Origin of the sequence: Microbacterium azadirachtae, from assembly GCF_000956545.1 — a bacterium.
In the GTDB taxonomy this organism is placed as follows: Bacteria; Actinomycetota; Actinomycetes; order Actinomycetales; family Microbacteriaceae; genus Microbacterium; species Microbacterium azadirachtae.
Genome location: NZ_JYIT01000068.1, coordinates 53945 through 78050 on the forward strand (window position 1 = coordinate 53945; position 24106 = coordinate 78050).

Below are 24106 nucleotides of genomic sequence, written 5' to 3' on the forward strand. Positions count from 1 at the left end.
CCTATCTGGGGACCGGGACCATCCGGGCTGAGGCGTAGGGGACGCGCCGGTTCACAGAGTGCGTTTTACCCGAAACGACTCTCTGAAATGGGGATATGCAATGAGCGGTATTCGTCGCGCCCTCGAGGCGAAGAAAGCAGCACGCGAGAACGGTGAAGAGGCCGGCTTCTCACTCATCGAGTTGATCATCGTCGTGGTGATCCTCGGAATCCTGGTGGCGATCGCGATCCCGATCTTCGCCGGGATCCAACAGCAGGCCAAGGACAATTCACTGAAGTCGATCGCGGCCAGCGCTGCCTCGGCGGTGGCCGCGGATCTGGCGAAGACGACGCCGACGATCACGGCCGCGGGCGCGGTGCCGAGCACCGTGTACAACTCCTCCGGCAACTCGACCGTCACGGTCGCCGGGCCGCTGACCCTGGACGGCTTCTGCGTCTCGGCAGCGGGCGCGGGCTCCACCGCGGGCGGTGTCACCGGAAAAGCCGGGCCCGGCTGCTGACACGACCGTCGTGCTCGGCTCCGGGGCGGGAAGCTCCGGGGCCGAGCGCGATCTGGGGGCGGAGAACGATGGCGAACCAGCGTAATCAGGGCAGCGAGGACGGACTCGGCCTCGTCGAGGTGGTCATTGCGATGTTCCTGCTCGCGCTGGTGGCCGTCTCCCTCCTCCCGGCCCTGGTCAACGGTCTGCGCTTCTCGGCGCAGCAGTCGTCGGTGGCCACGGCCACCCGGCAGCTCAACGGCCTCATCGACCAGGTGCGGCAGAGCCCGGACTGCGCGACGATGGGGTCGATCCTCGGCACGGCGGCCACGCCGCGCACCTTCCTGGACGGTCACGGCAACAGCTACACGACCCAGGCGGCGATCGGATCGTGCAGCAAAGGGTCGACGGTGTCGATCCACCTCACCGCCACGCAGGGCGGGAACGCCCTCGCGGCGGCGGATGCGCTCGTGATCGTCCCTCCGGATCCGGTGACGTCGCCATGACGCCCCGGTCGCAGGACGACAGGGGAGTCTCCCTGATCGAGCTGGTGGTGGTCGTCGCCATCCTCGGCGTCGTCAGCCTGGTGCTGGGGACGCTGTTCAGCAACATGTGGCGCTCCCAGGTCGCCGTCTCGGCGCAGAGCCAGGCGACGACCCGGGGGCAGCTCGTCGCATCAGAGGTGGAGCGAGCGATGCGCAACGCAGTGGCCTTCGACGTCTCGGCCGACGGATCGACGATCCGGGTCAACACGGCGCTCGGCGGCGGGCTCCAGTGCCAGGCGTTCCAGCTCGCCGCGGACGGCCTGCACATGACCGTCTCCTCCTCGCCCGCCCCTTCCTCGGGCTGGCCCGTCTGGCAGGCGGACGTCGCCGCCGGATCCGGGGCGTTCATCTCCCAGAGCGGCAACAGCGTCGCGTACAGCTTCGATGCGCTCAGCAGGTCGGGGGCCCAGGTGGTCGCGGCGCCCGTGCACTTCCAGGGCACGGCCTACATGCGCAACTCCGCAGCAGGAAGCCTCAGCCCATGCTGGTGATCCGGGATCGACTCGAGACGGCGGACCGCGACGACCGCGGTGCAGCGCTCGTCGCGGTGCTCATCGTGATGATCGTCGGCGTGGTCGCCGCCGTGCTGGTGGCCGCGACCGTGATGTTCACGATCCAGTCCAACGCCAGGAACAAGAGCACCACCCAGGCGTTCGTCGCCGCTGAGTCGGGGCGCGACCAGATGCTCGCGACGGTGCTCGCCAACCCGTGCGTGAAGTCCATCGCGGATGCCGGGTCCGCGCCTCTCTACTACGCGGTCAGCGCGCTGTTCGGGCCCGACAAGGATCATCTGACCGACGCGTGCCTGAGTGCGACCGCGACCTCGACGATCCAGATCACGGCCAGCGGCAAGGGGCCCGACGGCTCGGCCACCAAGATCGTCGCGCTCTACCAGCGCCCGGTCTCGCTCTCCAACGCGCCCGGCGGGACGATGTCGTACTTCGACGGGTCCTTCCTCGCCACCCACGCCAACTACACCGGCGATCTGGTGATCCGCAGCGGCAACTACAGCTGCAACTCGTCGTCCGTGATCACGGGTGACCTCTGGGTGCCCAACGGCGCCGTCGATCTCAGCGCGAACTGCACCGTCAACGGCAACGTCTACGCGCTCGGCGACATCACGGCCAGCGGCGGGAACGCGGCGATGGTGAAGGGGAACCTGATCACCGCGGGCAACGTCAACCTCACGGCGAACGGCTTCTCGCTCGGGGACTCCGCCGTCCCGACGTCGGGGTTCGTGTACGCCGACGGCACGTTCGCCCTGGGCAACAAGCCCGTCATCATGGGCGGCTATTCGATCGGCAAGGGCTTCAGCGGCGCCGGCGTCGTGGGAAAGCCCACGCAGACGGTCGCGAACTGCTCGACCAGCCCGACGCCCGCGGCCAACGCCTCGCTCTGCGGATCGCCCGCGGCGAAGCCCGGCACCAACCGCACCAACCCGACCCTCGTCGCGGTGACGGCGATGACCACCTGGCGCAACCTCGGCTCGGCGCGCGCCGCGTGGGGCTCGAACATCCAGTGGACCACCGGACCGTGCAACGGATCCAACGTGAGCGGCCTGCTCGCGGCCGCGCCGACCCCGCCCAACACGCGCGTCGGCATCGACTTCAGCTCCTGCACCGGCACGGTCACCGTGAACATCGGCGCGACCGGGCTCGTCAACGACGCCGTCATGCTGATCGCGTCCGGATCGCCGATGAACGTCAACGTGTCCGGACCGCTCACCTCGAGCGCCCCGTCGCTGGCGACGGCGCCGCAGCTGTTCTTCGTCCACGCCGACGCGAACCTCACCGACACCGCGCCGAGCTGCGGATCCGGGTCGGCGAGCGATGCGCTGACCCTGCCGAGCACCGTGCAGGCGCGGCTGATGTTCTACACGCCCTGCGGGCTCAACAACAGCTCGCAGAACGGGCTGATCTTCCAGGGGCAGTACTACGCCAACAACGACGGCACCCCGCACTGGGTGCACCCCGACTTCACCTGCACGCCGATGAGCTGGAGCCCTGTCATCGACCTCGGCTGCAAGGTGGCGACGGCGGCGGGCTCACCGGGATCCACGATCACGACCATCCTCCCGCCGACCCTGACCTCCGAGCAGGAGGTCGCGCCATGACCGCGTTCCTCCTCGTCTTCGCGGGCTTGTTCGGCCTGGTGATCGGCTCCTTCCTCAACGTCGTCGCGTACCGCGTGCCCGCAGGGATCTCGCTCGTGCGCGAGAGCCGCTGCCCCGGATGCGATGCGCCGATCCGGTGGTGGCAGAACGTGCCCGTCGTGTCGTGGGTCGCGCTGCGCGGACGGTGCGCGCGCTGCGCGGCCCCGATCAGCGCGCAGTACCCGTTGATCGAGGCGTTCACGGGCGTCGTGTTCGTCGGGGTGGCGTGGTGGGCCCTTCGACTCGCTGCTCCGGTCGGCGCCATTGCGGATCCGGTCTTCTGGGTCGTGCTCGTCGCGTTCCTCGGCTTCGCGGCGGTGTCGATCGTGCTCAGCCTCATCGATCTGGAGACGAAGCGGCTGCCGAACGCGATCGTGCTGCCGAGCATCGTCGTCGGAGTCGCCCTGCTCGCGATCGCGGCGGCCCTGGGGCCGGCGGGATCGGCGAGCGGGATCGGATGGACCACCTTCCTGCGGGCGGTCGCGGGCGGGGCGATCCTCTGCGCGTTCTATGCGGTCGTGCGCCTCATCAGCCCGCGCGGCATGGGCGGCGGCGACGTCAAGCTCGCGGCCCTCGTGGGCCTGTTCCTCGGCTGGTGCGGGTGGGCGACCCTCGTCGTCGGCGCCTTCGCGGCGTTCGTGCTCGGCGGGCTGTTCGGGGTGGGCCTGATCCTGCTGCGCCGAGCGAAACGCACGACGGCGATCCCGTTCGGGCCGTGGATGATCGCGGGCGCCTGGGCTGGGATCGCCGTGGGTGAGCCGATCGGACGCTGGTATGTCGGAATGCTGGGACTGAGCTGAGCTGCGGCGAAGCGCGTGGGGAACTGGGGAAGAGAAGATGGCGAAGAGTCACGTCGGAGTCGAGATCACGGAGGAGAGCGTCCGTGCGGTCGAGGTGAGCGGCGAACGGTCGCCGCAGGTGGTCGCCTGCGGCGAGGTGCCGCTGCCTCCGGACGCCGCCCACGATTCGGAGGTGCTCGATCAGGGCGCGGTCGCCTTCGCGATCCAGCAGCTCTGGCGCACGGCCGGGATCAAGGCGAAGTCCGCCACGCTCGGGATCGCCAGCCGGCGCGTGCTGGTGCGCGAGCACAGCACGGCAGCGATGGCGCCCGACCTGCTGCGCCAGGCCCTGCCGTTCCAGGTGCAGGATCTGCTTCCCGTGCCGGTCGCGCAGGCGGTGCTGGACTACTACCCGACGTCGCAGGAGGGGGGCCAGCTGCACGGCCTGCTCGTCGCCGCCGTCGCCGACACGGTCGAAGCGATGATCGCGTCGTTCGCGCGGGCGAAGATCCGCATCGACGGCGTCGACCTCGCCGCCTTCGGCCTCGCCCGCGCCGCGGCCCGCGTGGTGCCGGCCGGTGTGGTCGCCGCGATCAACATCGGCGACCACACGACGCAGATCGTGATCCTGCGCGACGGGATCCCCGATTTCGTCCGCATCACGCCCGTGGATCTGGAGACCTCGGCGGTGCGTCGACGCGCGGCGCAGATGGTCGCGCCGAGCGGTGCGGGCGACGGCACGTTCGCGGTCGCGGGATCCGATACCGGGTCGAGTGACGACGACCTGACGGGCACGGCCGGGATCGTCGCGCGCGGAGCGCTGCGCGTCGACGCCGGCGTGCGCCCGGTGCACGACCTGATCGGCCGGATGCGCAGCACGCTGGCCTTCTACCTGAACAGACCCGAGGCGGCGCCCATCCAGCAGGTGCTGCTCAGCGGTGCCGGATCCGCCGTCGACGGCGTCGCCTCCGGTCTCGCCGCCGCCGTCGAGGTTCCGGTGCACACGCTGAGCCTGCAGAACGTCCTGCCGGTGCGCGGCACGGATCCGGGCGGAGAGCTCGCTCTCGATCTGGTGCCCACCGCCGGACTCGCCCTCGGAAAGGACCGCTGATGTCCCGCATCGCCGCCGCCGCCGTGGGCGGCCCGCCCCGCGTCGATCTGCTGCCCCGCTCCGAGGTCGATCGCCGGGAGCGCGAGAAGCTCTCCGCCGTCTGGGTGCGGATCGGGCTGCTCGCGGTCCTCCTCGCGGCGGCGCTCATCGGGGCCGCCTTCGTGTGGAATCAGTTCGCGCAGCAGCAGCTGGTGGCCGAACAGGACCGTTCGACGCAGCTGCTCGCTCAGATCGGCCAGCTGAACGACGTCAGCGGCGCCCTCGCGACCGAGGGGGAGCTGAACGCCTTCCGCGGCGAGGCGATGGGGTCGGATCTCGCCTGGAGCGGCATCCTCGATCGTGTCCGCAGCGCGCTCCCCGCCGACACGACGGTGACCGGCTTCGAGCTCACGCCCGGGGCCGTTCCGGATCCGGCGGCGAAGGACAAGGACGCGGCGAAGAAGGCGATCGGCCTCACCGGCACCCTCACGATCGACAGCCCGAACGCGCTGGACCTGGGCGCCCTGGCGCGGGGGCTGCGCGGTGTCGACGGAGTGCTCGCGGCCGACGGCAGGGCGAGCACGGCCAGCCAGCAGTCTCCCGGCCGGTACATCTACACGATCGACGTCACCTTCGATCAGACCGTGTACTCCGGACGGTACGCGAAGGAGGCGACGAAGTGACCAAGCAGCTGATCACCCTGATCGGCGCCCTCGTGTCGATCGCCATCGTGGTGCTGGCCGTCGTCTTCGGCGTCCTGCCCCTCGTCGGACAGTCGTTCACGGCGCTGAGCAGCACGAGCCAGGTCGCCGCCACCAACGCGACCTACCGCACGCAGATCGCGGAACTGCAGAAGCAGAAGCAGCGCAAGGCGGAGATCGACGCCTCGGTCGACGCCCTGCGCGGGCAGATCCCCGCGTCGCCCGAGCTCGACCAGGTGTTCGACATCGTCGCCACCTCCGCGCAGGCGTCCGGAGCGGCGCTGACGAGCGCGACCCGCGGCGACCTGGCGCCCTTCGCCCCGCGCACCGCTCCGGTCGAGGCGGGGCCGGGGGCCGCTGCGGCGGAGAAGGCGCAGACCGCGCCCTCCGCCCAGCCGACGCCGCAGCCCACCGCGGGTTCGGGCACCGTGGGCGATGCGAAGAACGTCGCCGCGCAGGCGGACGCGAACGCGGCTCAGACCTCGCAGGCCGGCGCCTCGGGATCGAACGGCGCGAACGCCGCGGCTCCGGCTGGCGGAGGGACGGCCGCGGCGGGCAAGGAGCAGATCCCCGTGACGGTGATCGCGACCGTCCCCGACGCCGCGGCCGCCCAGGCCTTCCTCGACGGACTGCGCGGATCCGACCGGCTGCTCGCCGTCGACAAGGCCGCGCTCTCGCCGGGGAACGGCGGGCTCCAGCTCCACGTCGACCTGCTCGCCTTCGTGGCGCCGGCACCCACGGCGGGGGCGTCGAGATGAGCGTCCTCGCCCTCACCCGCATCCTCGCGATCGGCGCCCGCGCGGGGGCCAGCGACGTGCACGTGACCGCGGGGGCCGCTCCGCTCATGCGGGTCGACGGGGATCTCGTCGCCGTGCCGGGATACGCGGATCCGCTGAGCGCGGACTGGGTCGAGCAGGCGACGTTCGAGCTCATGACGATGCCGCAGCGCGAGGAGTTCGCGACGCGGCACGAGGTCGACCTCGCGCACGCCAGCCCCGGCATCGGGCGCTTCCGGGTGAACGTGTTCCGCCAGCTCGGCGAGATCGCGATGGCGCTGCGGTTCATCCCCGACCGGGTGTTCAGCCTCGAGGAGCTCGGTGCGCCGGCGATCGCGGCCGACCTCGCGCTGCGGCCGCGCGGTCTCGTGCTGCTCACCGGACCGACCGGATCCGGGAAGTCCACCACGCTCACCGCGATGGTCGACATCGTCAACAACACCCGGCCGGTGCACGTCGTCACCATCGAGGATCCGATCGAGTTCCACCACACCAGCAACCGGGCGCTCATCCATCAGCGCGAGGTCGGATCCGACACCGAGTCCTTCGCCGAGGCGCTGCGCCGGGTGCTGCGGCAGGACCCCGACGTGATCCTGGTCGGCGAGCTGCGCGACCCGGAGTCGATCTCGACGGCCCTGTCCGCGGCGGAGACCGGCCACCTGGTGCTCTCCACGCTGCACACCCAGGGGGCGGCCAAGTCGGTGAACCGCATCGTCGACGTGTTCCCCGCCGATCAGCAGCACCAGATCCGCACCCAGCTGGGCGACACGCTTCAGGGCATCATCAGCCAGACGCTGCTGCCGCAGGCGCAGACCTCGGGTCGCACCATCGCGACCGAGGTGCTCATCAACACGCCCGCCGTCGCGAACCTCATCCGCGAGGGCCAGGTGTCGCAGCTGTACTCCACGATGCAGGCCGGGCAGGCCTACGGCATGCACACGCTCGACCAGGATCTGCGCCGCCTCGTCGGCGAGGGGCGCATCGCCGCCCACGTCGCGCGCACCTTCGCCGTCGATCCGAAGTCGATCGACGGCGTGCACGTGCGGCCCGCGGATCTCGACGCCGAATCGTGGTCGACGTTCGCCGGTGGGACGCAGCTCGAGGAATGGGGATCGTGATGGCCGGGGTGCAGGAGTACGAGTATCAGGCGCTGGATCCGTCCACCGCGCAGACCGTCAAGGGGTCGATGGACGCGTCCAGCGACAGCGCGGTCGCGACCAAGCTCCGGGCGCAGGGGCTGACCCCGCTGCGCGTCGCGCCCGTCGCGAGGACCGGCCTGCACCGGGAGATCACGCTGCCGACGCTGCGCAAGGGGGTGACCGCGAAGACGCTCGCGATCTTCTCCCGGCAGATGGCGGCGCTCATCAACGCCGGCCTCCCCCTGCTGCGCACCCTGAGCGTGCTCTCCGAGCAGGCCGACGACAAGAAGCTGCAGCAGGTGCTGGTCGCCGTGCAGGGCGACGTGGAGTCGGGATCGTCGCTGTCCGCCTCCCTGGCGCGGCATCCGCAGGTGTTCCCGCCGCTCATGGTGTCGATCATCCGCGTCGGCGAGGCGGGCGGCTTCCTCGGCAAGGCGCTCGACTCGATCGCCGAGACCTACCAGAAGCAGGCGGAGCTGCACGCGAAGATCCGCGCCGCGACGACCTATCCGCTGGTCGTGCTGATCGTCGCGATCCTGGGTGTCCTGGCGATGCTGACGTTCGTCGTGCCCGTGTTCAAGAACATGTTCGCCGGCCTCGGCGCCTCGCTGCCGCTGCCCACGCAGATCCTGGTCGCCGTCTCCGAGAACATGGTCTGGATCCTCCCCTCCCTCGCGGTCGTCATGATCGTGGTGTGGATCTGGTGGGCGCGCAACCGCTACACGGACGCGTATCGCAAGGTCGTGGACCCCTTCCTCCTGAAGCTGCCGATCTTCGGCAAGCTGCTCACCAAGATGGCCGTCGCCCGCTTCACGAGGAACCTCTCGATGATGCTCGACGCGGGAGTCCCGATCATCCAGGCCCTGTCGATCGTCGGCCAGGCGTCGAACAACTGGAAGGTCGAGCAGACCGTGCGCGACATCCAGGAGTCGATCCGGGGCGGCCGCTCGTTCTCGGCGCCGCTGGCCAAGGCGGAGGTCTTCCCGCCGATGGTGGCGCAGATGGTCGCGGTGGGCGAGGAGTCGGGCACCCTCGCGGAGATGCTCGGCAGCATCGCCGACTTCTACGAGGACGAGGTCGAGACCGCCACGGAGCAGCTGTCGTCGCTCATCGAGCCTGTGCTGATCGTCGGCCTCGGCGTGGTCATCGGAGGCATGGTGGTCTCCCTCTACCTGCCGATCTTCACGCTCTACGGCGACCTGGCGAAGCAGCACTGAGGGGGACGGCGCCGAGGCCGCGCCTCACACCGAGACGCGCAGGATCTCCTCGATCGTCGTGATGCCCCGGGCGACCTTGGCCCAGCCGTCGTCGCGCAGCGGGATCATGCCCTGCTCCAGGGCGATCTCGCGCAGCTCGCCGCCCGTGGCACGGCCGACGAGGGCCTGCTCGATGCGGTCGGTCACCTCCATCGCCTCGTGCAGGGCGACGCGGCCGCGGTAGCCGGTGTTCGAGCACACCGTGCACCCCACCGCGCGGTGCACGGTCGCGCCCTTGATGAGGTGCGCCGGCATCCCGACGCTCTTGAGCATGGCCGTGTCGTGATCGATCGGCTGACGGCACTTCGTGCAGAGGAGGCGGGCTAGTCGCTGCGCGATGACGGCGCTGAGCGCGGTCGCCACCAGGAACGGCTCGGTGCCGATCTCGACCAGCCGGGTCAGCGCGCTCGGCGCGTCGTTGGTGTGCAGCGTCGACAGCACGAGGTGGCCGGTCAGCGCGGCCTCCACCGAGATCGCCGCCGTCTCGCGGTCGCGGATCTCGCCCACGAGCACCACGTCCGGGTCCGCGCGGAGGATCGAACGCAGGGCGGTCGCGAAGGTGAGGCCCGCGCGGGGGTTGACCTGGATCTGGTTGATGTCGGGGATCCGGTACTCGACCGGATCCTCGACGGTGATCACGTTCACGCGCGGGTTCGCGACCGCGCGCAGCGCCGTGTACAGGGTGGTGGACTTGCCGGATCCGGTCGGTCCGGTCACGAGCACCATGCCGTGCGGGCGTGAGATCGCCCGCGTGAAGAGCTCCTCGTTGGGCTCGGAGAACAGCAGGTCCGACATGAGCATGACCTGACCGCTGTTGTCGAGGATGCGCATGACGATCTTCTCGCCCCACACCGTCGGCAGGGTCGCCACGCGCAGGTCGACGCTGCGCCCCTCATGCAGCACCGAGATGCGGCCGTCCTGCGGCACGCGCTTCTCGGCGATGTCGATCGACGACATGATCTTCAGGCGTGAGATCACGCCGTCCTGGATGCTGCGGTCGGCGCGCTGCATCTCGTGCAGCACGCCGTCGATCCGGAACCGCACCGTGAGGCGGTGCTCACCGGGCTCGATGTGGATGTCGCTCGCGCGGTCGTTGATGGCCTGCGTGATGAGCAGGTTCACGAAGCGCACGACGGGGGCGTCCGCATCCTGGTCGTCGAGCTGCTCGGTGAAGACGACGTTCGACGTCGCCGACGCCTCGCCGATCTGCTCGGAGAGGTCGGTGAGCTCCTCGTCGGAGCGCAGGAAGCGCTCGAACGCCTGGTTCAGCGCCTCGTCGGTGACGACCACGGGCGTGACGCGCAGATCCGTGAGGCTGGCGACGTCGTCGAGCGCGATGATGTCGGTCGGATCCACCATCGCGACCGTCAGCTGGTCGCGGTGGTGACGCAGCGGGATCATCCGGTACCGGCGGCAGAGCGGCCCCGGCACGAGGGCGATGACCTCGGGATCCAGCGGGTAGGCGGTCAGGTCGACGTACGGGGTGCTGGTCGCCACCGACACGGCCTCGGCCAGCTGCACCTCGTTCACGAGTCCGCGCCGCAGCAGGTAGCCGGGCAGAGCGTCGCCGTCGCCGACGGCGGAGACCGCGGCGTTCACGTCCTCGGCGCGCGCCGCACCGGTCAGCACGAGCATCTGTCCCAGACCGCGCATGGGAGACCCCAATCCGGGCGGCTCCCCAAAGCCGCTCTGCGCTCATCCTAGAGCGGCGCGGGCTTCTGCGGCAGAGCGATATTCCGGTCGCTCCCCGCGACTGCCCCGGCGATGGTCCCGCCGAGGGGGGAGCCCCCGTCGTCACGTGTCTTCCCGTGCGCCCAGCGGCGCACGATAATCGCTCCATGCCGACCGCATCCCGGACGATCGAGATCGCCGCCCCCATCGAGTCCGTGTTCGCGTTCTTCACCGACCCGAGCAAGGATCCGCTCTGGCGCAGCGGGGTCAAGGAGATGAGCGCGGAAGGCGCCCCCGCCGTCGGCGGCATCGTGCACCAGGCGGTCGCGGGGCCCGGCGGGCGGTCGATCGTCGCCGACATCCGCATCACCGAGTACGCGCCGCCGGTCCGTTACGCCTTCGCCACGATCGCCGGCCCCGTGCGCCCCGTCGGCGGCTACACGCTCACCGAGACGCCGGCCGGCACGAGCGTCACGTTCGCGCTGTCGGCCGAGGTCGCCGGCGTGAAGAAGCTGCTCATGGGAGCCGCCGTGCAGCGGAGCATGGACGGCGAGATGGCGGCGCTCGACCGGGCGAAGGCGCTGCTGGAGTCCTGATCCGCCGAGAGCGATCCGGCCCGCCCGATGTCGACTCCGCCGCATAGGCTGATCCCCATGACCGACGTTCTCCCTTCCGGCCTCGCCACCGGTGACTTCGACCCCGCGATCCGCCCCCAGGACGACCTCTACCGGCACGTCAACCACACCTTCCTCGAGAACACCGAGATCCCCGCCGACAAGGCGCGCTGGGGCTCGTTCCACATGCTCGCCGACCAGGCGGAGAAGGACGTCCGCGCGATCATCGAAGAGGCGCAGACGGCCGAGCCCGGCACCGAGGCGCGCAAGATCGGCGACCTGTTCGCGAGCTTCATGGACACGGAGCGCATCGCCGAGCTCGGCACCGCACCGCTCGCCGAGCCGCTCGCCGCGGTCGACGCGATCGGCACGATCGGCGAGTTCCTCGCGACGGTCGGAGCCTTCGACCGCGCGGGCATCGCCGCGCTCCTCGGCGTCTTCGTGGAGCCGGATCCGGGCGACCCCGCGCGCTACGTGCCGTTCCTCGTGCAGGCGGGCCTGTCCCTCCCGGACGAGAGCTACTACCGCCTCGACAGCTTCGAGGGCACCCGCACCGCCTATCGCGCGCACCTCGAGCGGATCCTCACGCTCGCCGGCGTCGCGGACGCGGCGGACCAGGCCGAGCGCGCCTTCGGGCTCGAGCACGAGATCGCCGGTCACCACTGGGACAACGTGGAGAGCCGCGACGCGGTCAAGACCTACAACCTCAAGAGCTGGGACGAGCTCCAGGAGCTCGTGGGCGTGGATCTCGCCCCGTGGCGCGACGCCGTCGCCGGCCCTGCGGGGGCGGCTGCGTTCGACGAGGTCGTCGTCTACCAGCCGAGCTTCTTCTCGGGCCTCGGATCCCTGCTCGTCGCCGAGCGTCTCGACGACTGGAAGGCCTGGCTGCGCGCCAAGGTCGTGCACGGCCTCGCCGCCTACCTCACCGACGACATCGTCGAGGAGAACTTCTCGTTCTACGGCACCGAGCTCACCGGCGTCCCCACGATCCGCGAGCGCTGGAAGCGCGGCGTCTCGCTCGTCGAGGGCTCCCTCGGGGACGCGGTCGGCAAGGTGTACGTCGAGCGGCACTATCCGCCGTCCGCCAAGGCGGCGATGGACGAGCTCATCGGCAACCTGCTGGAGGCGTACCGGCAGTCCATCACGACGTTGGAGTGGATGAGCCCCGCCACCCGCGAGAAGGCGCTCGCGAAGCTCGACACGTTCACCCCGAAGATCGGCCACCCGAAGACGTGGCGCGACTACTCGGCCGTCGCGATCGACGCCGGCGACCTCGTCGGCAACGCCGGCCGCGCCGCGCAGTTCGAGCACGACCGCCAGATCGGCAAGGTGGGCAAGCCCATCGACCGCGACGAGTGGTTCATGCCGCCGCAGATGGTGAACGCGTACTACAACCCGCTCATGAACGAGATCGTGTTCCCGGCGGCCATCCTGCAGTACCCGTTCTTCGACGCGGGCCGTGACGCGGCCGCGAACTACGGCGGGATCGGATCCGTGATCGGCCACGAGATCGGCCACGGCTTCGACGACCAGGGCAGCCGTTACGACGGCGACGGCAAGCTGCAGGACTGGTGGACCGACGAGGACCGCGCCGCGTTCGAGGAGCGCACGGCGTCGCTCATCGCGCAGTACGACGCGCTGGTGCCGGAGGGGCTGTCCGCGGACCATCACGTCAACGGCGCGCTCACGATCGGCGAGAACATCGGCGACCTCGGCGGTCTCGGCATCGCGCTCAAGGCCTACGAGATCGCGCTCGGGAAGGCCCCTGAGGCCCTCGACGGGGCGCCGGTCATCGACGGCTACACCGGCGTGCAGCGCCTGCTGCTCAGCTGGGGGCAGGTCTGGCAGCAGAAGAGCCGCGAGGCCGAGACCATCCGCCTGCTCACGATCGACCCGCACTCGCCCAACGAGTTCCGGTGCAACCAGATCCTCCGCAACATCGACGCGTTCTACGGCGCGTTCGACGTGACCGAGGGCGACCGGCTGTGGCTGGCGCCCGAGGAGCGCGTCACGATCTGGTGACACCCGGCCATGCGAGCGCCCGTCCCGATTCCGGGGCGGGCGTTCGTGCGTCGGAGCCGTGGTCGGGCGGCGGTCGAGAGGGCAGGAAGATGGATTTCGCTCCTGCGCGGGGCGGGGGAGGTGCGTTATCCATCTCGTAGGCCGGGGAGCCCGCGCGGGGAGATGGATCTCGCTGCTGCGGCGCGCGAGAGAGGTGCGTTATCCATCTCGCGGGTGCGGACAGCCGGGCAGCCAGGCGGCAGAGCGCGGGGGCGAGGGATCCGGCGGGGCGAGGGAGCCGGCGGGGCGGCGGGATCGCATCGGGTTAGGCTCGGCGCATGATCCCCGCAGACTGGACCCCGCATCGCCGTGAGGACGGCGAGCTGCTCGGATGGATCCGTCCGTCCGGCGCCGACTGGCTGGCCGTCGACGTGCTCGGACGTGAGCTCACCGGCGCGATCGACTGGCTCGACGCCGAGACCGCACTGGAGCACCACGGGATCCGCTGGCTGGCCGATCCCTGGATCCTGGAGGGGGAGGCCGAGGGGCCGCTGCGGGTGCAGATCGTGGAGGTCGTGCCCGAGGGCGACGGGCGGATCACCGTCAAGGTCGACGACTTCGGCGACATGCAGCGCCCGCCCACGCAGCGGTACGCCCTCGAATGGCCGATCCCGTCGCGTCTGCGGCCGCTTCGCGCCGGCGACCCGGACGGGCGCACGATCACCCGCTGACTCGCCGTCGGAGACCGCCCGCGACGGCGGTCTCCCGTCCCCCGCCTGCCGAGCGCGCCGGCGCGAGCGCCTCCCGCCGTCCTCGGCATCGGGAATACGCCCCCGCCCGCGGGGCGTTCGCGAAAGGCATGAAGGTTCTTCTCACCGGCGCGACCGGCTACATCGGCTCCTCCGTCCTCTCCCGTCTTCTCTCCGAAGGGCACGAGGTGACGGCGCTCGTGCGCGACGCCGCCAAGGCGCGCACCGTCGAGGAGGCCGGCGCCCGGGGCCTCGTCGGAGACGTGACCGACGCCGTTCTCGTGGCGGAGGCCGCGTCCGTCGCCGACGGCGTGATCCACACGGCCTCCACGCCCGAGGGCGATGCGGCGTTCATCGACGCCGTGCTCGGGGCATTCGGGGGCAGCGGCAAGCCGTTCGTGCACACCGGCGGGATCTGGAGCTACGGCACGTCGAGCGACATCACCGAGCAGAGCCCCCTCGACCGGCCGGCGCTCACCGCCTGGCGCGGCGCGGGCGAGGCCCGTGTCCTCGGCGCGACCGGAGTGCGCGGCACGGTCGTCGCGCCCGCGCTCGTGTACGGCCGCGCCGGCGGACTGATCCGCCTCCTCACCGATGAGACCGACGGGGGAGTGCGCCTGATCGGCGACGGCAGCCAGCACTGGACCACGGTCGACGTCGACGACCTCGCAGCGCTCTACGTGCTCGCTCTCGAGAAGGGCCGCCCCGGCGCGACCTACATCGGCGCCTCGGGTCAGAACCCCACGGTCCGCGAGCTCGGAGAGGCCATCGCGGCAGGGTACGACGTGGCCGAGGGGGTGCGCCCCGAGAGCGACGACGACACCCGTGCCCGGCTCGGCGAGGCATTCGCGGACGCGCTGTTGCTCGACGAGCAGGCGTCCGGAGCCACGGCGCGCACCGAGCTCGGCTGGGCGCCCGTCGCGCGTCCGCTCGTGGAGCAGCTCGCGACCGGCGAGTACCTCGGCGAGAGCGTCGCCGCCCACTGAACGCGACGAAGGGGCCGGGCGTCGATCGCCCGGCCCCTTCGCGTCTGCGTCAGCGCACGCCCTTCATGAGCGCGAGCACGGGCCGGGCCGAGACGAGCAGCCCGACGCCGACGAGGATCGCGATCCCTCCCAGGATCGAGAAGTACGGGATCTCGTTCTTCGGGTCGTAGAAGGTCACGAGCCAGCCCGAGATCGCCGTGCCGAGCGACACCGACAGGAAGAACAGCGCCACCATCTGCGTGTGGAACGCGGTGGGGGCGAGCTTGGTCGCCGCCGACAGCCCGATCGGCGAGAGCAGCAGCTCGGCGACGGTGAAGACGAACAGGATCCCGATGATCGCGAGCAGCGGCGTCGAGTTCGCGGGGCCGTTCGCGAACGGCAGGAACAGCAGGAACGCGGCGCCCATCACGATCGCGCCGAGCGCGAACTTCACCGGGGTGGAGGGCTGGCGCGCGCCGAGCTTCGTCCAGAGGGCGGCGAAGACGCCGGACAGCACGATGATGAACACCGGGTTGATCGACTGCACCCACGACACCGGCATCTCCCATCCGAACAGGTCGCGGTTCAGCCGCGCATCCGAGTAGACGGTCAGCACGGTGAACTGCTGCTGATAGAGCGACCAGAACGCGACGCTCGTGATGAACAGCGGCAGGAAGCCCCACACGCGTGAGCGCTCGGTGGCGTCGATACGTCGGCTGGTCAGGATCACGGCGAAGTAGGCGATCGCGGCGACGGTCGCCGCGATGATCACCACGGTGGCCAGGTTGTCGGCGCGGATCACGCCGGTGAGCACGAGCGCCGCGATCAGCGCGACGGCGACGAGTGCGATGACCACGGCGATCCCGTACCGGCTGCGCGGCAGCGGGTTCGCGATCCGGTGCGCCTCCTCGGGGAGTCCGCGTCGCCCGAACGAGTACTGCGCGAGTCCGGCGGCCATGCCGACCGCCGCGAGCCCGAAGCCGAAGTGGAAGCCCAGTGTCGACTGCAGCAGCCCCGTGAGGATCGGGCCGAAGAAGCCGCCCAGGTTGATGCCGAGGTAGAACAGCGAGAAGCCGGCGTCGCGACGCGGGTCGTCGGCGCTGTAGAGCGTGCCGACCACCGAGGTCGCGTTCGCTTTGAGGCCGCCGGATCCGATCGCGACGAGCACGAGGCCCACGCCGACCCCGGCCGCCCCCGGCAGCAGGGCGAGCGCGATGTGGCCGGCCATGATGACGATCGCGCTGTAGAACAGGGTGCGCTCGGATCCCAGGATCCGGTCGGCGACCCAGGCGCCGAGGATCGTGGACAGGTACACCGAGCCGCCGTAGGCGCCGACGATGCCCCCGGCGACCGCCTTGTCGAGCCCGAGCCCGCCGTCGGTGACCGAGTAGTACAGGTAGATGAGCAGGATCCCCTGCATGCCGTAGAAGCTGAACCGCTCCCACATCTCCACCCCGAACAGGTGGGCGAGAGCCCAGGGCTGCCCGAAGAATCGGGTGTCGTGCTCGCCGTGCTTCGCTCTCTCCGGTGCGGTGCTCATCATTCCAGCGTATGCCGCGCCGGGACCGGGCGCGGATCGCCGGCGTCAGTCGGCGGGCGGCAGGACGAACGCCCCGGTGTCGCCCGGGTTCATCGCGATCTCCCAGCGGAAGCCGTCGGGGTCGGCGAAGTAGCCCGAGTAGCCGCCCCAGTCGCGGTGCTGAGCGGGGACCACCGCCGCGCCCAGGGCGGCGGCCTCGGCGAGCACCGCGTCGACCTCGGCCTCGGTCGCCAGGTTGTGTGCGAGGGTGAGCGGAGCGACGCCCGTCGCCGGCGGCTCGCCGATCTCCGCTGTGAAGCCCTCGACGCTCCAGAGCGAGAGGATGAGCCTCTCTGCGACCGGGAGCATCAGCACCTCGTCGGCCTCGAAGATCGGGCGCCAGCCCAGTCCGTCGACGTAGAAGGCCCGGCTGCGGGCGACGTCGGCGACGGCGAGGGTGATGAAGCTCACACGCTGTTCCATGACGGTCAGTGTGCCACCGGCCTCCGACACGGGGCCGCCGTCGCGGAGTTCTGCCGCGCCGATAGGATTGAGCTGCGCCTCTTCGTGCGCATTCCCCGCCTCATCGCGACCATTGGAGCCACCGTGGCCGAACAGTCCCGCCTCGACAAGGTCATCGCCCTCGCCCGCCACCGCGGGTTCGTCTTCCAGGCGGGTGAGATCTACGGAGGCTCGCGCTCGGCCTGGGACTATGGACCCCTCGGCACCGAGCTCAAGGAGAACATCCGCCGCCAGTGGTGGCAGACGTTCGTGCGCGGCCGCGGCGACATGGTGGGCCTGGACTCGTCGATCATCCTCCCCAAGCGCGTGTGGGAGGCCTCCGGCCACGTCGAGACGTTCACGGATCCGCTCGTCGAGTGCCTGCAGTGCCACAAGCGGTTCCGGGCCGACAACCTCATCGAGGACTTCGAGGCACGCAAGGGCCGTCCCGCCGAGAACGGCCTGGCCGACGTGCCCTGCCCGAACTGCGGCACCAAGGGCCAGTACACCGAGCCGAAGGCGTTCTCCGGACTGGTGAAGACCTACCTCGGCGTCGTGGACGACGAGTCCGGCCTCTACTACCTGCGCCCGGAGACGGCCCAGGGCATCTTCGTCAACTTCTCCAACGTGCTCACCGCGAGCCGCAAGAAGCCGCCGTTCGGCATCGGCCAGGTGGGCAAGGCGTTCCGCAACGAGATCACTCCCGGCAACTTCATCTTCCGCACCCGCGAGTTCGAGCAGATGGAGATCGAGTACTTCGTGCCGCCGGCCGAGGCGCAGGAGTGGTTCGAGCACTGGGTGCAGGCGTGCTGGGACTGGTTCATCGACCTCGGCATCGACCCGGAGAACATGCGCCAGTTCGACGTTCCCGAGGACGACCGCGCGCACTACTCCGCCGGCACCATCGACGTCGAGTACCGCTTCGGCTTCGCGGGCAAGGAGTGGGGCGAGCTCATGGGCGTCGCCAACCGCACCGACTACGACCTCTCCAGCCACAGCGAGGCGTCGGGTTCGTCGCTCAGCTACTTCGACCAGGCCTCCGGCGAGAAGTACGTGCCCTACGTGATCGAGCCGTCGTTCGGCCTGACCCGCTCGATGATGGCGTTCCTCGTCGACGCCTACGTCGAGGAGGAGGTGCCCAACGCCAAGGGCGGCACCGACGTGCGCACCGTGCTGAAGCTGGACCCGCGCCTGGCTCCGGTCAAGGTCGCCGTGCTGCCGCTCAGCCGCAACGAGCGCCTCTCGCCCCTGGCCCGCGAGGTCGCCGACAGGCTGCGCGGTCACTGGGCGATCGACTTCGACGACGCCGGCGCGATCGGCCGCCGCTACCGCCGTCAGGACGAGATCGGCACCCCGTTCTGCGTGACGATCGACTTCGACTCCCTCGAGGACGACGCCGTCACCGTGCGCGATCGCGACACCATGGCGCAGGAGCGCGTGCCGCTCGCCGAGCTCGACGCCTACCTGTCGGAGCGCCTCAAGGGCGCCTGAGCCGGCTCCGGCATGTCACACCGAAAAGGCCGCGACTCACACAGGTGAGTCGCGGCCTTTCGTGCCGGGGCGGCGGGTGCTCAGAAGTCCTCGCCCTCGGCCTGCGAGGGGTGCTTCTCGAACCAGACGGGACGGCCGATGTGCAGCAGGGCGTCGGTGTCGAAGAGTTCCGGGTCGCGTTCCATGCGCGTGCTCCTTTGCGTACGAGGGGGGCTTGGATCCAGTTTCGCGGGCATTCCGCCGCGCTTCTGTGCGATCCGACGGGAAAGAACCGCGGTTTCTTCGCACTCTGCAAGGAACCGGGCATGGCCCGTCGCGCGGGGTCTCTGCGCCCGTGCGACGTGTCAGCGGGTGAGCCGCGCCTCCGCGTCGAGCCCGGCGAGCTTGCCGGGGTTCGCCATCGAGAACACGCGGCTGATTCGGCCGTCCTCGACGGCGAAGCTCACCGCGGCGGCCAGTTCGTCGCCGACGCGGATCCCTGCGGCGAGCATGCCGTTCACGCGCAGCGGCACGACGGTGTAGGCGATGTCGAGCTTCGCGATGCTTCCCCGCAGGAACGCGATCACCCGATCGGCGCCGTGCAGCGGGCGCCGCGCGGCATGCCGGACGAGTCCGCCGCTGTCGGTGACCGAGACCACGTCGGGCGCGAGCACGTCCATGAGGCCCTGCACATCGCCCGAGTTCATCACCGCGATGAAGCGCTGTACGGCGAGGTCGTGCTCGGTGGCGTCGACGGCGACGCGCGGGCGCCGGGCGGCGACGTGGTCGCGCGCGCGGTGCGCGATCTGACGCACCGCCGCCGGGGTCTTGCCGACGGCGTCCGCGATCTCGTCGAAGGGCACGTCGAACACCTCCCGCAGCACGAACACCGCGCGCTCGGTCGGGCCGAGCGTCTCGAGCACCGTCAGCATCGCAACCGAGACGCTCTCGGCGAGCACCACGTCATCGGCCACGTCCGCGGTCGTCAGCAGGGGTTCGGGGAGCCACGGTCCGACGTACTCCTCGCGCCGACGGGACACCGACCGGAGCAGGTTCAGGGCCTGCCGTGTGACGATCCGCACCAGGTACGCCCGCGGATCCTGGATCCGGTCGCGATCCACCTCATCCCAGCGCAGCCACGACTCCTGCAGCACGTCTTCGGCGTCGGCGGCGGATCCGAGGATCTCGTACGCGACCGTGAAGAGCAGCCCGCGATGGGCGACGAACGGATCCTCGGAATCGGCCGCCGGCACGCTGCTCATGCGTGCGAGGCTACGCCGGCGGGCGCTGCGGCCAGCGGCGCCAGGCCGCAGGCGTCGGCGAAGCCGTCGGAGTGGATGCCGAGCGCGATGTTCGTGCGGGCGGTGGCGTTGAGGTAGCCCACCTTCGCGGCGAGCTCGAGCAGCGCCGGGGCGCCGATCTCGGCGAGCAGGGCGTCGGAGAGCTCGTCGGTGACCGCCGGCGGGGTCTGGCTCATCGCCTCGGCATACTCCATGACCAGCCGCTCCAGGCGGGTGAACCGGGTCGACTCGCGCCAGATCGGCACCTCGCGGGCCTTGTCCTCGTCGAGGCCGCGGTCGTGCGCCATGAAGTAGTGCAGATCGAGGCAGAAGCTGCATCCGACGGTCGCCGCCGCGGCCATGGTCGCCAGCGTCGACAGGCCGAGGTCGAGCTCGTGCCACTTCTCGGTCTTGCCGCCGAAGCTCATCATGTCCATCATCACCGGCCGGTGCTGCCACATCACCCCGAGCGAGTCGGGCACGAGGCCCAGCTTGCGCCGCGCCACGGCCTTCACGAGGGCGCCGAACGGGCCGGTCACCTTGACGGCGGGGATCCTGGTCGTCTTCGTCATGATCTGCTCCTTCTGCGGCGCGCATCTCGCGCCTTCGCACATGGAGACACCGCCGGGGCCCGAAGTGTGACATCCGCTGCCCGGGATCCTTCGTGACACGATGGATCCCGTGGAATCGACGACCTTCACCGCGACCGACGGCTTCCCGCACACGGCCCTGGTCGGGGTCACGGACCCGGAGCGCACGCTCGCCGTGCAGGGGGATCCCGAGGCGGTCCTGCCGCTCGCGTCGGTGACGAAGCCGCTGACGGCGTGGGGCGCCCTGGTCGCGGTCGAGCGCGGACTGGTGGATCTGGACGAGCCGGCGGGCCCGGCCGGAGCGACCGTGCTGAACCTGCTCGACCACACCAGCGGCCTGCCGATGGAGGGGGAGGAGCCGCAGAAGGCGCCTGGCGAGCGGCGCATCTACTCGAACGCCGGCTTCGACGCGCTCGCCGCCCACATCGCCGACGCCGTCGGGATGGACTTCGCGGACTGGATGCTGCGCGAGGTGACCCTTCCGCTCGGCATGGAGCGCACCGACGTCACCGGCCGGCCGTCGGCGGGAGCGACCGCCTCGATCGAGGACCTGTTGATCTTCGGCCGCGAGGTGCTTCGACCCACGCTGATCCCCGCCGCGCTGCGCGACCTCGCCCTCACCGTCTCGCATCCGGGATTGCGGGGGATCGTGCCCGGCTACGGCTCCTACGCCGACAACCAGTGGGGGCTGGGCTTCGAGCTCAAGGGCGTGAAGTCGCCGCACTGGCTGAGCGACTCCTTCCCGCCCGAGACGGCAGGGCACTTCGGCGCGCTGGGAAGCTTCCTGTTCGTCGACCGTTCCCGCGACATCGCCGCGGCGTTCCTCTCCGGCGTCCCGTTCGGCGAGGAGCACAAGCGGATCTGGCCCGCGCTGACCGACGAGATCGCGGAGCGCTACGGCCGCTGATCAGGATCCGGCGACGCGCTCGGTCAGGATCCGGCGACAGCGCGCGCGTACCGCTCCGAGAGCACCCGCAGCCGGGGGATCAGCTCCGGCGGCGACTCCACGGTGAAGTCCATCATGAGCATCCCGATGTACGCGGCGACCGTGTCCAGGCTGTCCGCCCCGGTCACGAGCACGCAGTGCTCGGCGTCGACGGGTTCGACCACGCCGACCGTCGGGTTGATCCGATCGAGCACTGTCTGCGCGGGTGCGTCGATGCGCAGACGGGCGTGCACGGCCCATCCGCTCGCGGCGATCGTGCGCATCGCGAAGGCGGTGTAGTCGCCGCCCTCCAGGGGCTGCGGATCGAAGCGCCGGCGCGTCGGCATGCGCAGTGACATCCAGTCCACCCGGTACGTGCCCCAGGCGGCGCTCACCGGATCCCGTGCGACGAGATGCCATCGTCGCTGCCAGCTGAGCAGCCGGTACGGCTCCACGAGCACCGGCTCGCCCTGGTAGTCGAAGCGCAGCCACTCCGCGTCGCGGATGGCGGCCGCCACGGCGCCCAGCACCGCGGCGTCGACCTCCGGATCCGGGGCGTCGGTGCCGGTGTTCTCCTGGCCGCGGTCGATCGTGGATCCGAGGGCGTCGACGAGGGGTCTCAGGCGCGAGGGGAGCACCTGCTCGAGCTTCGCGAGCGCACGCGCCCCCGACTCCTCGACCCCGGTCACCCCCGCGGCCATCTGCAGCCCCACGGTGACGGCCACGGCCTCTTCGTCGTCGAGCAGCAGCGGCGGCAGATGCCCGCCGGCGCCGAGCCGATAGCCGCCGACCGATCCGCGCACCGCATCGACCGGGTAGCCCAGCTCGCGGAGCCGCTCGATGTCGGCGCGCACCGTGCGAGCGCTCACTCCGAGCCGCGTGGCGAGCTCGTCGCCGGTGCGGCCGGCCCCGGTCTGGAGCAGCGAGAGCAGGGTGAGCAGGCGGGCGGAGGGACTCGTCATCGCATCCTCGAGGAACTTCTTCTATTAGGAACATATCCAGCCTAATGGGCTCCTACCGTGGAACACATGAACAGCACCGCATCCCTCGCCCTCCGCCCGTTCACCGTCTCCGTCACCGACGCGGAGATCGCCGATCTGCAGGACCGCCTCGCGCGCACCCGCCTGCCGCAGCCCGCCCCCGCCGACGACTGGACCACGGGGACGCCCAACGACTACCTGCGCGAGGCGGTCGCCGCCTGGCGTGCGTTCGACTGGCGCGCCGCCGAGGCGCGCATCAACGCGTTCCCGCACTTCGTCGCCGAGATCGACGGACAGGACATCCACTTCATCCACGTCCGCTCGCCCCACGAGGGTGCGACGCCACTGCTGCTCGCGCACACCTATCCCGGCTCCTCCGTCGACTACCTCGACGTCATCGACCGCCTCGTCGACCCGGTCGCCTACGGCGGGCGCGCGGAGGACGCCTTCGACGTCGTCGTCCCCGACGCCCCCGGATACGGCTTCTCCCAGCCGGTGACCGAAGGCGGGTGGACCGTGTCCCGGGTGGCCGCGGCCTACGACCGGCTCATGCGCGGACTCGGCTACGACTCCTACGGCGTGCACGGATCCGACAACGGCGCGATGGTCGCGCGCGAGCTCGGACTCCTGGATCCGCAGGGCTTCCTCGGACTGCACGTCCTGCAGCTGTTCTCGTTCCCCTCCGGCGACGCGTCCGAGTTCGAGCGCCTCGAGCCCGCCGACTACGCCGGGCTCGAGCACATGAAGTGGTTCCAGTCGGTCGGCGGGTACAACACGATGAACGCGTCGCGTCCGCAGACCGTGGCCGTGGGGCTCAGCGACTCCCCGATCGCGCTGCTGGCCTACAGCGAGCTGTTCAACAGCTTCGGCAACGGGACCTCGCTCGTGCCGCTGGAGAAGATCCTGCTCGAGGTCAGCGTCACCTGGTTCGCGAACGCGGCGGCGGGGATGAGCCGCAGCTACTTCGACAACGCGCAGGCGCCGTCCGAGCCGCAGGTGAACCACGCGCGCACCGGCGTGGCCGTGTTCAAGGACGACTTCCAGACCATCCGCGTCTTCGCCGAGCGCGACAACGACAACATCGTGCACTGGAGCCGCTTCGACGAGGGCGGCCACTTCGCCGCCCTGGAGCGTCCCGACCTCGTCGCCGGCGACATCCGCGCGTTCTTCGCGGGGAGCGCCACCGCCTGAGCCGAGCGCCGCCGGCCGCACCGTCATCGTGTTGCGGCCGGCGGCCCCCGCGGGACCGGAGCGGGGTAGCCTCGGAGCGGGCCGGAACCGGCACACCGCCCGCCCGCATCGCACCCCCACCCGAAGGAGATCCGTCATGGCCGAGGTCGAGAGCTTCACGCTGGACCACACCGCCGTCAAGGCGCCCTACATCCGCCTGATCGGCGTCGAGCAGGGACCGCGCGGCGACGAGATCTCGAACTTCGACGTGCGTTTCGTGCAGCCGAACGAGGGCGAGATCCCGACGGCCGCCCTCCACACGATCGAGCACACCCTCGCGTCGCTGCTGCGCGACCGGGTCGAGGGCGTCATCGACATCTCGCCGTTCGGCTGCCGCACGGGCTTCCACCTGATCACCTGGGGCCGCCCCGAGGTCCCGGCGCTCGTCGAAGCCGTCACCGACAGCCTGCGCTTCATCGCGGAGGAGGCCGAGTGGAGCGACGTTCCGGGCGTCAGCGCGATCGAGTGCGGCAACTACCGCGATCACAGCCTGCACGGCGCGCGCGAGTGGTCGGCCCGGATCCTCGAGCAGGGGATCAGCCGCGACGCCTTCACGCGCATCCTGGCCTGACCGTCGGCATCCATGGGCACTGCTGCCCATGGGCGTCCTCGCGGCACCCGTAATAGCGTGGGGCCGTGACGAACGAGACGCCCGCCGCTTCCGGCCCGAGTATCCCGCCCGCCCCGCCACAGGC

24 protein-coding genes are annotated in these 24106 nt (G+C 70.7%); 18 read left to right on the forward strand and 6 right to left on the reverse strand.

Annotation, left to right across the window (positions count from 1 at the left end; all coding sequences use genetic code 11):
* Window positions 1–100 precede the first annotated feature (100 nt).
* The 10 genes from RL72_RS06520 to RL72_RS06565 all read left to right on the forward strand — a co-directional run bounded on the left by RL72_RS06520 (window position 101) and on the right by RL72_RS06565 (window position 8877).
* A complete protein-coding gene (locus RL72_RS06520) occupies window positions 101–499 on the forward strand; it encodes a type II secretion system protein (protein ID WP_052674228.1) in 399 nt (132 codons plus the stop codon).
* A gap of 68 nt (window positions 500–567) precedes the next feature.
* The gene (locus tag RL72_RS06525) at window positions 568–984 is read left to right on the forward strand and encodes a hypothetical protein (RefSeq protein WP_045250009.1); all 417 of its coding nucleotides are present in this window, start codon (window positions 568–570) and stop codon (window positions 982–984) included.
* Window positions 981–1514, forward strand: coding sequence for a prepilin-type N-terminal cleavage/methylation domain-containing protein (locus tag RL72_RS06530; protein WP_045250010.1), 534 nt, complete (start codon window positions 981–983; stop codon window positions 1512–1514). Before RL72_RS06525 ends, RL72_RS06530 begins: the two co-directional genes overlap by 4 nt.
* Complete coding sequence (locus tag RL72_RS06535) at window positions 1505–3136, forward strand: hypothetical protein (RefSeq protein ID WP_045250011.1); 1632 nt, start codon at window positions 1505–1507, stop codon at window positions 3134–3136. The genes RL72_RS06530 and RL72_RS06535 overlap by 10 nt, the downstream gene beginning before the upstream one ends.
* A complete protein-coding gene (locus RL72_RS06540; RefSeq protein ID WP_045250012.1) occupies window positions 3133–3975 on the forward strand; it encodes a prepilin peptidase in 843 nt (280 codons plus the stop codon). Before RL72_RS06535 ends, RL72_RS06540 begins: the two co-directional genes overlap by 4 nt.
* Window positions 3976–4012: 37 nt before the next feature.
* A complete protein-coding gene (gene pilM, locus RL72_RS19115; RefSeq protein WP_052674229.1) occupies window positions 4013–5065 on the forward strand; it encodes a pilus assembly protein PilM in 1053 nt (350 codons plus the stop codon).
* Window positions 5065–5727, forward strand: a complete 663-nt coding sequence (locus RL72_RS06550) for a hypothetical protein (RefSeq protein WP_045250013.1) — start codon at window positions 5065–5067, stop codon at window positions 5725–5727. The genes pilM and RL72_RS06550 overlap by 1 nt, the downstream gene beginning before the upstream one ends.
* Complete coding sequence (locus tag RL72_RS06555) at window positions 5724–6503, forward strand: hypothetical protein (protein ID WP_045250014.1); 780 nt, start codon at window positions 5724–5726, stop codon at window positions 6501–6503. Before RL72_RS06550 ends, RL72_RS06555 begins: the two co-directional genes overlap by 4 nt.
* Window positions 6500–7639: a type IV pilus twitching motility protein PilT gene (locus RL72_RS06560; RefSeq protein WP_082072190.1), complete on the forward strand. Its 1140-nt coding sequence runs from the start codon at window positions 6500–6502 to the stop codon at window positions 7637–7639. Before RL72_RS06555 ends, RL72_RS06560 begins: the two co-directional genes overlap by 4 nt.
* Entirely contained in the window at window positions 7639–8877 is a 1239-nt protein-coding gene (locus RL72_RS06565) for a type II secretion system F family protein (RefSeq protein ID WP_052674230.1), read from the forward strand. Before RL72_RS06560 ends, RL72_RS06565 begins: the two co-directional genes overlap by 1 nt.
* A gap of 24 nt (window positions 8878–8901) precedes the next feature.
* On the opposite strand, the gene RL72_RS06570 is transcribed toward RL72_RS06565, so the two are convergent.
* Window positions 8902–10569 (reverse strand): GspE/PulE family protein, encoded by a 1668-nt coding sequence (locus RL72_RS06570; RefSeq protein ID WP_045250016.1) that lies wholly within the window; start codon window positions 10567–10569, stop codon window positions 8902–8904.
* A 185-nt stretch (window positions 10570–10754) separates the two neighbouring features.
* On the opposite strand from RL72_RS06570, the gene RL72_RS06575 reads away from it, so the two are divergent.
* From RL72_RS06575 to RL72_RS06590, 4 genes are all read left to right on the forward strand, one after another.
* Complete coding sequence (locus tag RL72_RS06575) at window positions 10755–11183, forward strand: SRPBCC family protein (RefSeq protein WP_045250017.1); 429 nt, start codon at window positions 10755–10757, stop codon at window positions 11181–11183.
* 57 nt (window positions 11184–11240) lie between these two features.
* Window positions 11241–13223 carry a M13 family metallopeptidase gene (locus tag RL72_RS06580; protein WP_045250018.1) on the forward strand — a complete coding sequence of 661 codons (1983 nt, stop codon included), beginning with the start codon at window positions 11241–11243 and terminating at the stop codon, window positions 13221–13223.
* A 317-nt stretch (window positions 13224–13540) separates the two neighbouring features.
* The gene (locus RL72_RS06585; RefSeq protein ID WP_045250019.1) at window positions 13541–13933 is read left to right on the forward strand and encodes a hypothetical protein; all 393 of its coding nucleotides are present in this window, start codon (window positions 13541–13543) and stop codon (window positions 13931–13933) included.
* A gap of 128 nt (window positions 13934–14061) precedes the next feature.
* On the forward strand, window positions 14062–14937 hold the full coding sequence (locus tag RL72_RS06590) for an NAD-dependent epimerase/dehydratase family protein (RefSeq protein WP_045250020.1): 876 nt from the start codon (window positions 14062–14064) through the stop codon (window positions 14935–14937).
* Between the two features lie 49 nt (window positions 14938–14986).
* On the opposite strand, the gene RL72_RS06595 is transcribed toward RL72_RS06590, so the two are convergent.
* A complete protein-coding gene (locus RL72_RS06595; protein ID WP_045250021.1) occupies window positions 14987–16456 on the reverse strand; it encodes a peptide MFS transporter in 1470 nt (489 codons plus the stop codon).
* A 45-nt stretch (window positions 16457–16501) separates the two neighbouring features.
* The gene (locus RL72_RS06600; protein WP_045250022.1) at window positions 16502–16918 is read right to left on the reverse strand and encodes a VOC family protein; all 417 of its coding nucleotides are present in this window, start codon (window positions 16916–16918) and stop codon (window positions 16502–16504) included.
* Window positions 16919–17041: 123 nt separating this feature from the next.
* On the opposite strand from RL72_RS06600, the gene RL72_RS06605 reads away from it, so the two are divergent.
* A complete protein-coding gene (locus RL72_RS06605; protein ID WP_045250023.1) occupies window positions 17042–18427 on the forward strand; it encodes a glycine--tRNA ligase in 1386 nt (461 codons plus the stop codon).
* A gap of 344 nt (window positions 18428–18771) precedes the next feature.
* Here the strand turns inward: RL72_RS06605 and RL72_RS06610 are convergent, their stop codons facing one another.
* Both RL72_RS06610 and RL72_RS06615 read right to left on the reverse strand, forming a co-directional pair.
* Entirely contained in the window at window positions 18772–19668 is an 897-nt protein-coding gene (locus RL72_RS06610; protein WP_045250024.1) for an RNA polymerase sigma-70 factor, read from the reverse strand.
* On the reverse strand, window positions 19665–20258 hold the full coding sequence (locus tag RL72_RS06615; protein ID WP_045250025.1) for a carboxymuconolactone decarboxylase family protein: 594 nt from the start codon (window positions 20256–20258) through the stop codon (window positions 19665–19667). The genes RL72_RS06610 and RL72_RS06615 overlap by 4 nt, the downstream gene beginning before the upstream one ends.
* Window positions 20259–20358: 100 nt before the next feature.
* Here RL72_RS06615 and RL72_RS06620 point away from each other — a divergent pair, with 100 nt between their 5' ends.
* Complete coding sequence (locus RL72_RS06620; RefSeq protein WP_052674231.1) at window positions 20359–21183, forward strand: serine hydrolase domain-containing protein; 825 nt, start codon at window positions 20359–20361, stop codon at window positions 21181–21183.
* A 23-nt stretch (window positions 21184–21206) separates the two neighbouring features.
* On the opposite strand, the gene RL72_RS06625 is transcribed toward RL72_RS06620, so the two are convergent.
* Window positions 21207–22163, reverse strand: a complete 957-nt coding sequence (locus RL72_RS06625) for a helix-turn-helix transcriptional regulator (protein ID WP_045250026.1) — start codon at window positions 22161–22163, stop codon at window positions 21207–21209.
* 66 nt (window positions 22164–22229) lie between these two features.
* Between RL72_RS06625 and RL72_RS06630 the strand changes: the two genes are divergently transcribed.
* Both RL72_RS06630 and RL72_RS06635 read left to right on the forward strand, forming a co-directional pair.
* Window positions 22230–23372 carry an epoxide hydrolase family protein gene (locus RL72_RS06630; RefSeq protein WP_045250027.1) on the forward strand — a complete coding sequence of 381 codons (1143 nt, stop codon included), beginning with the start codon at window positions 22230–22232 and terminating at the stop codon, window positions 23370–23372.
* 136 nt (window positions 23373–23508) lie between these two features.
* Window positions 23509–23982, forward strand: a complete 474-nt coding sequence (locus RL72_RS06635; RefSeq protein ID WP_045250028.1) for an S-ribosylhomocysteine lyase — start codon at window positions 23509–23511, stop codon at window positions 23980–23982.
* Window positions 23983–24106: the final 124 nt, after the last annotated feature.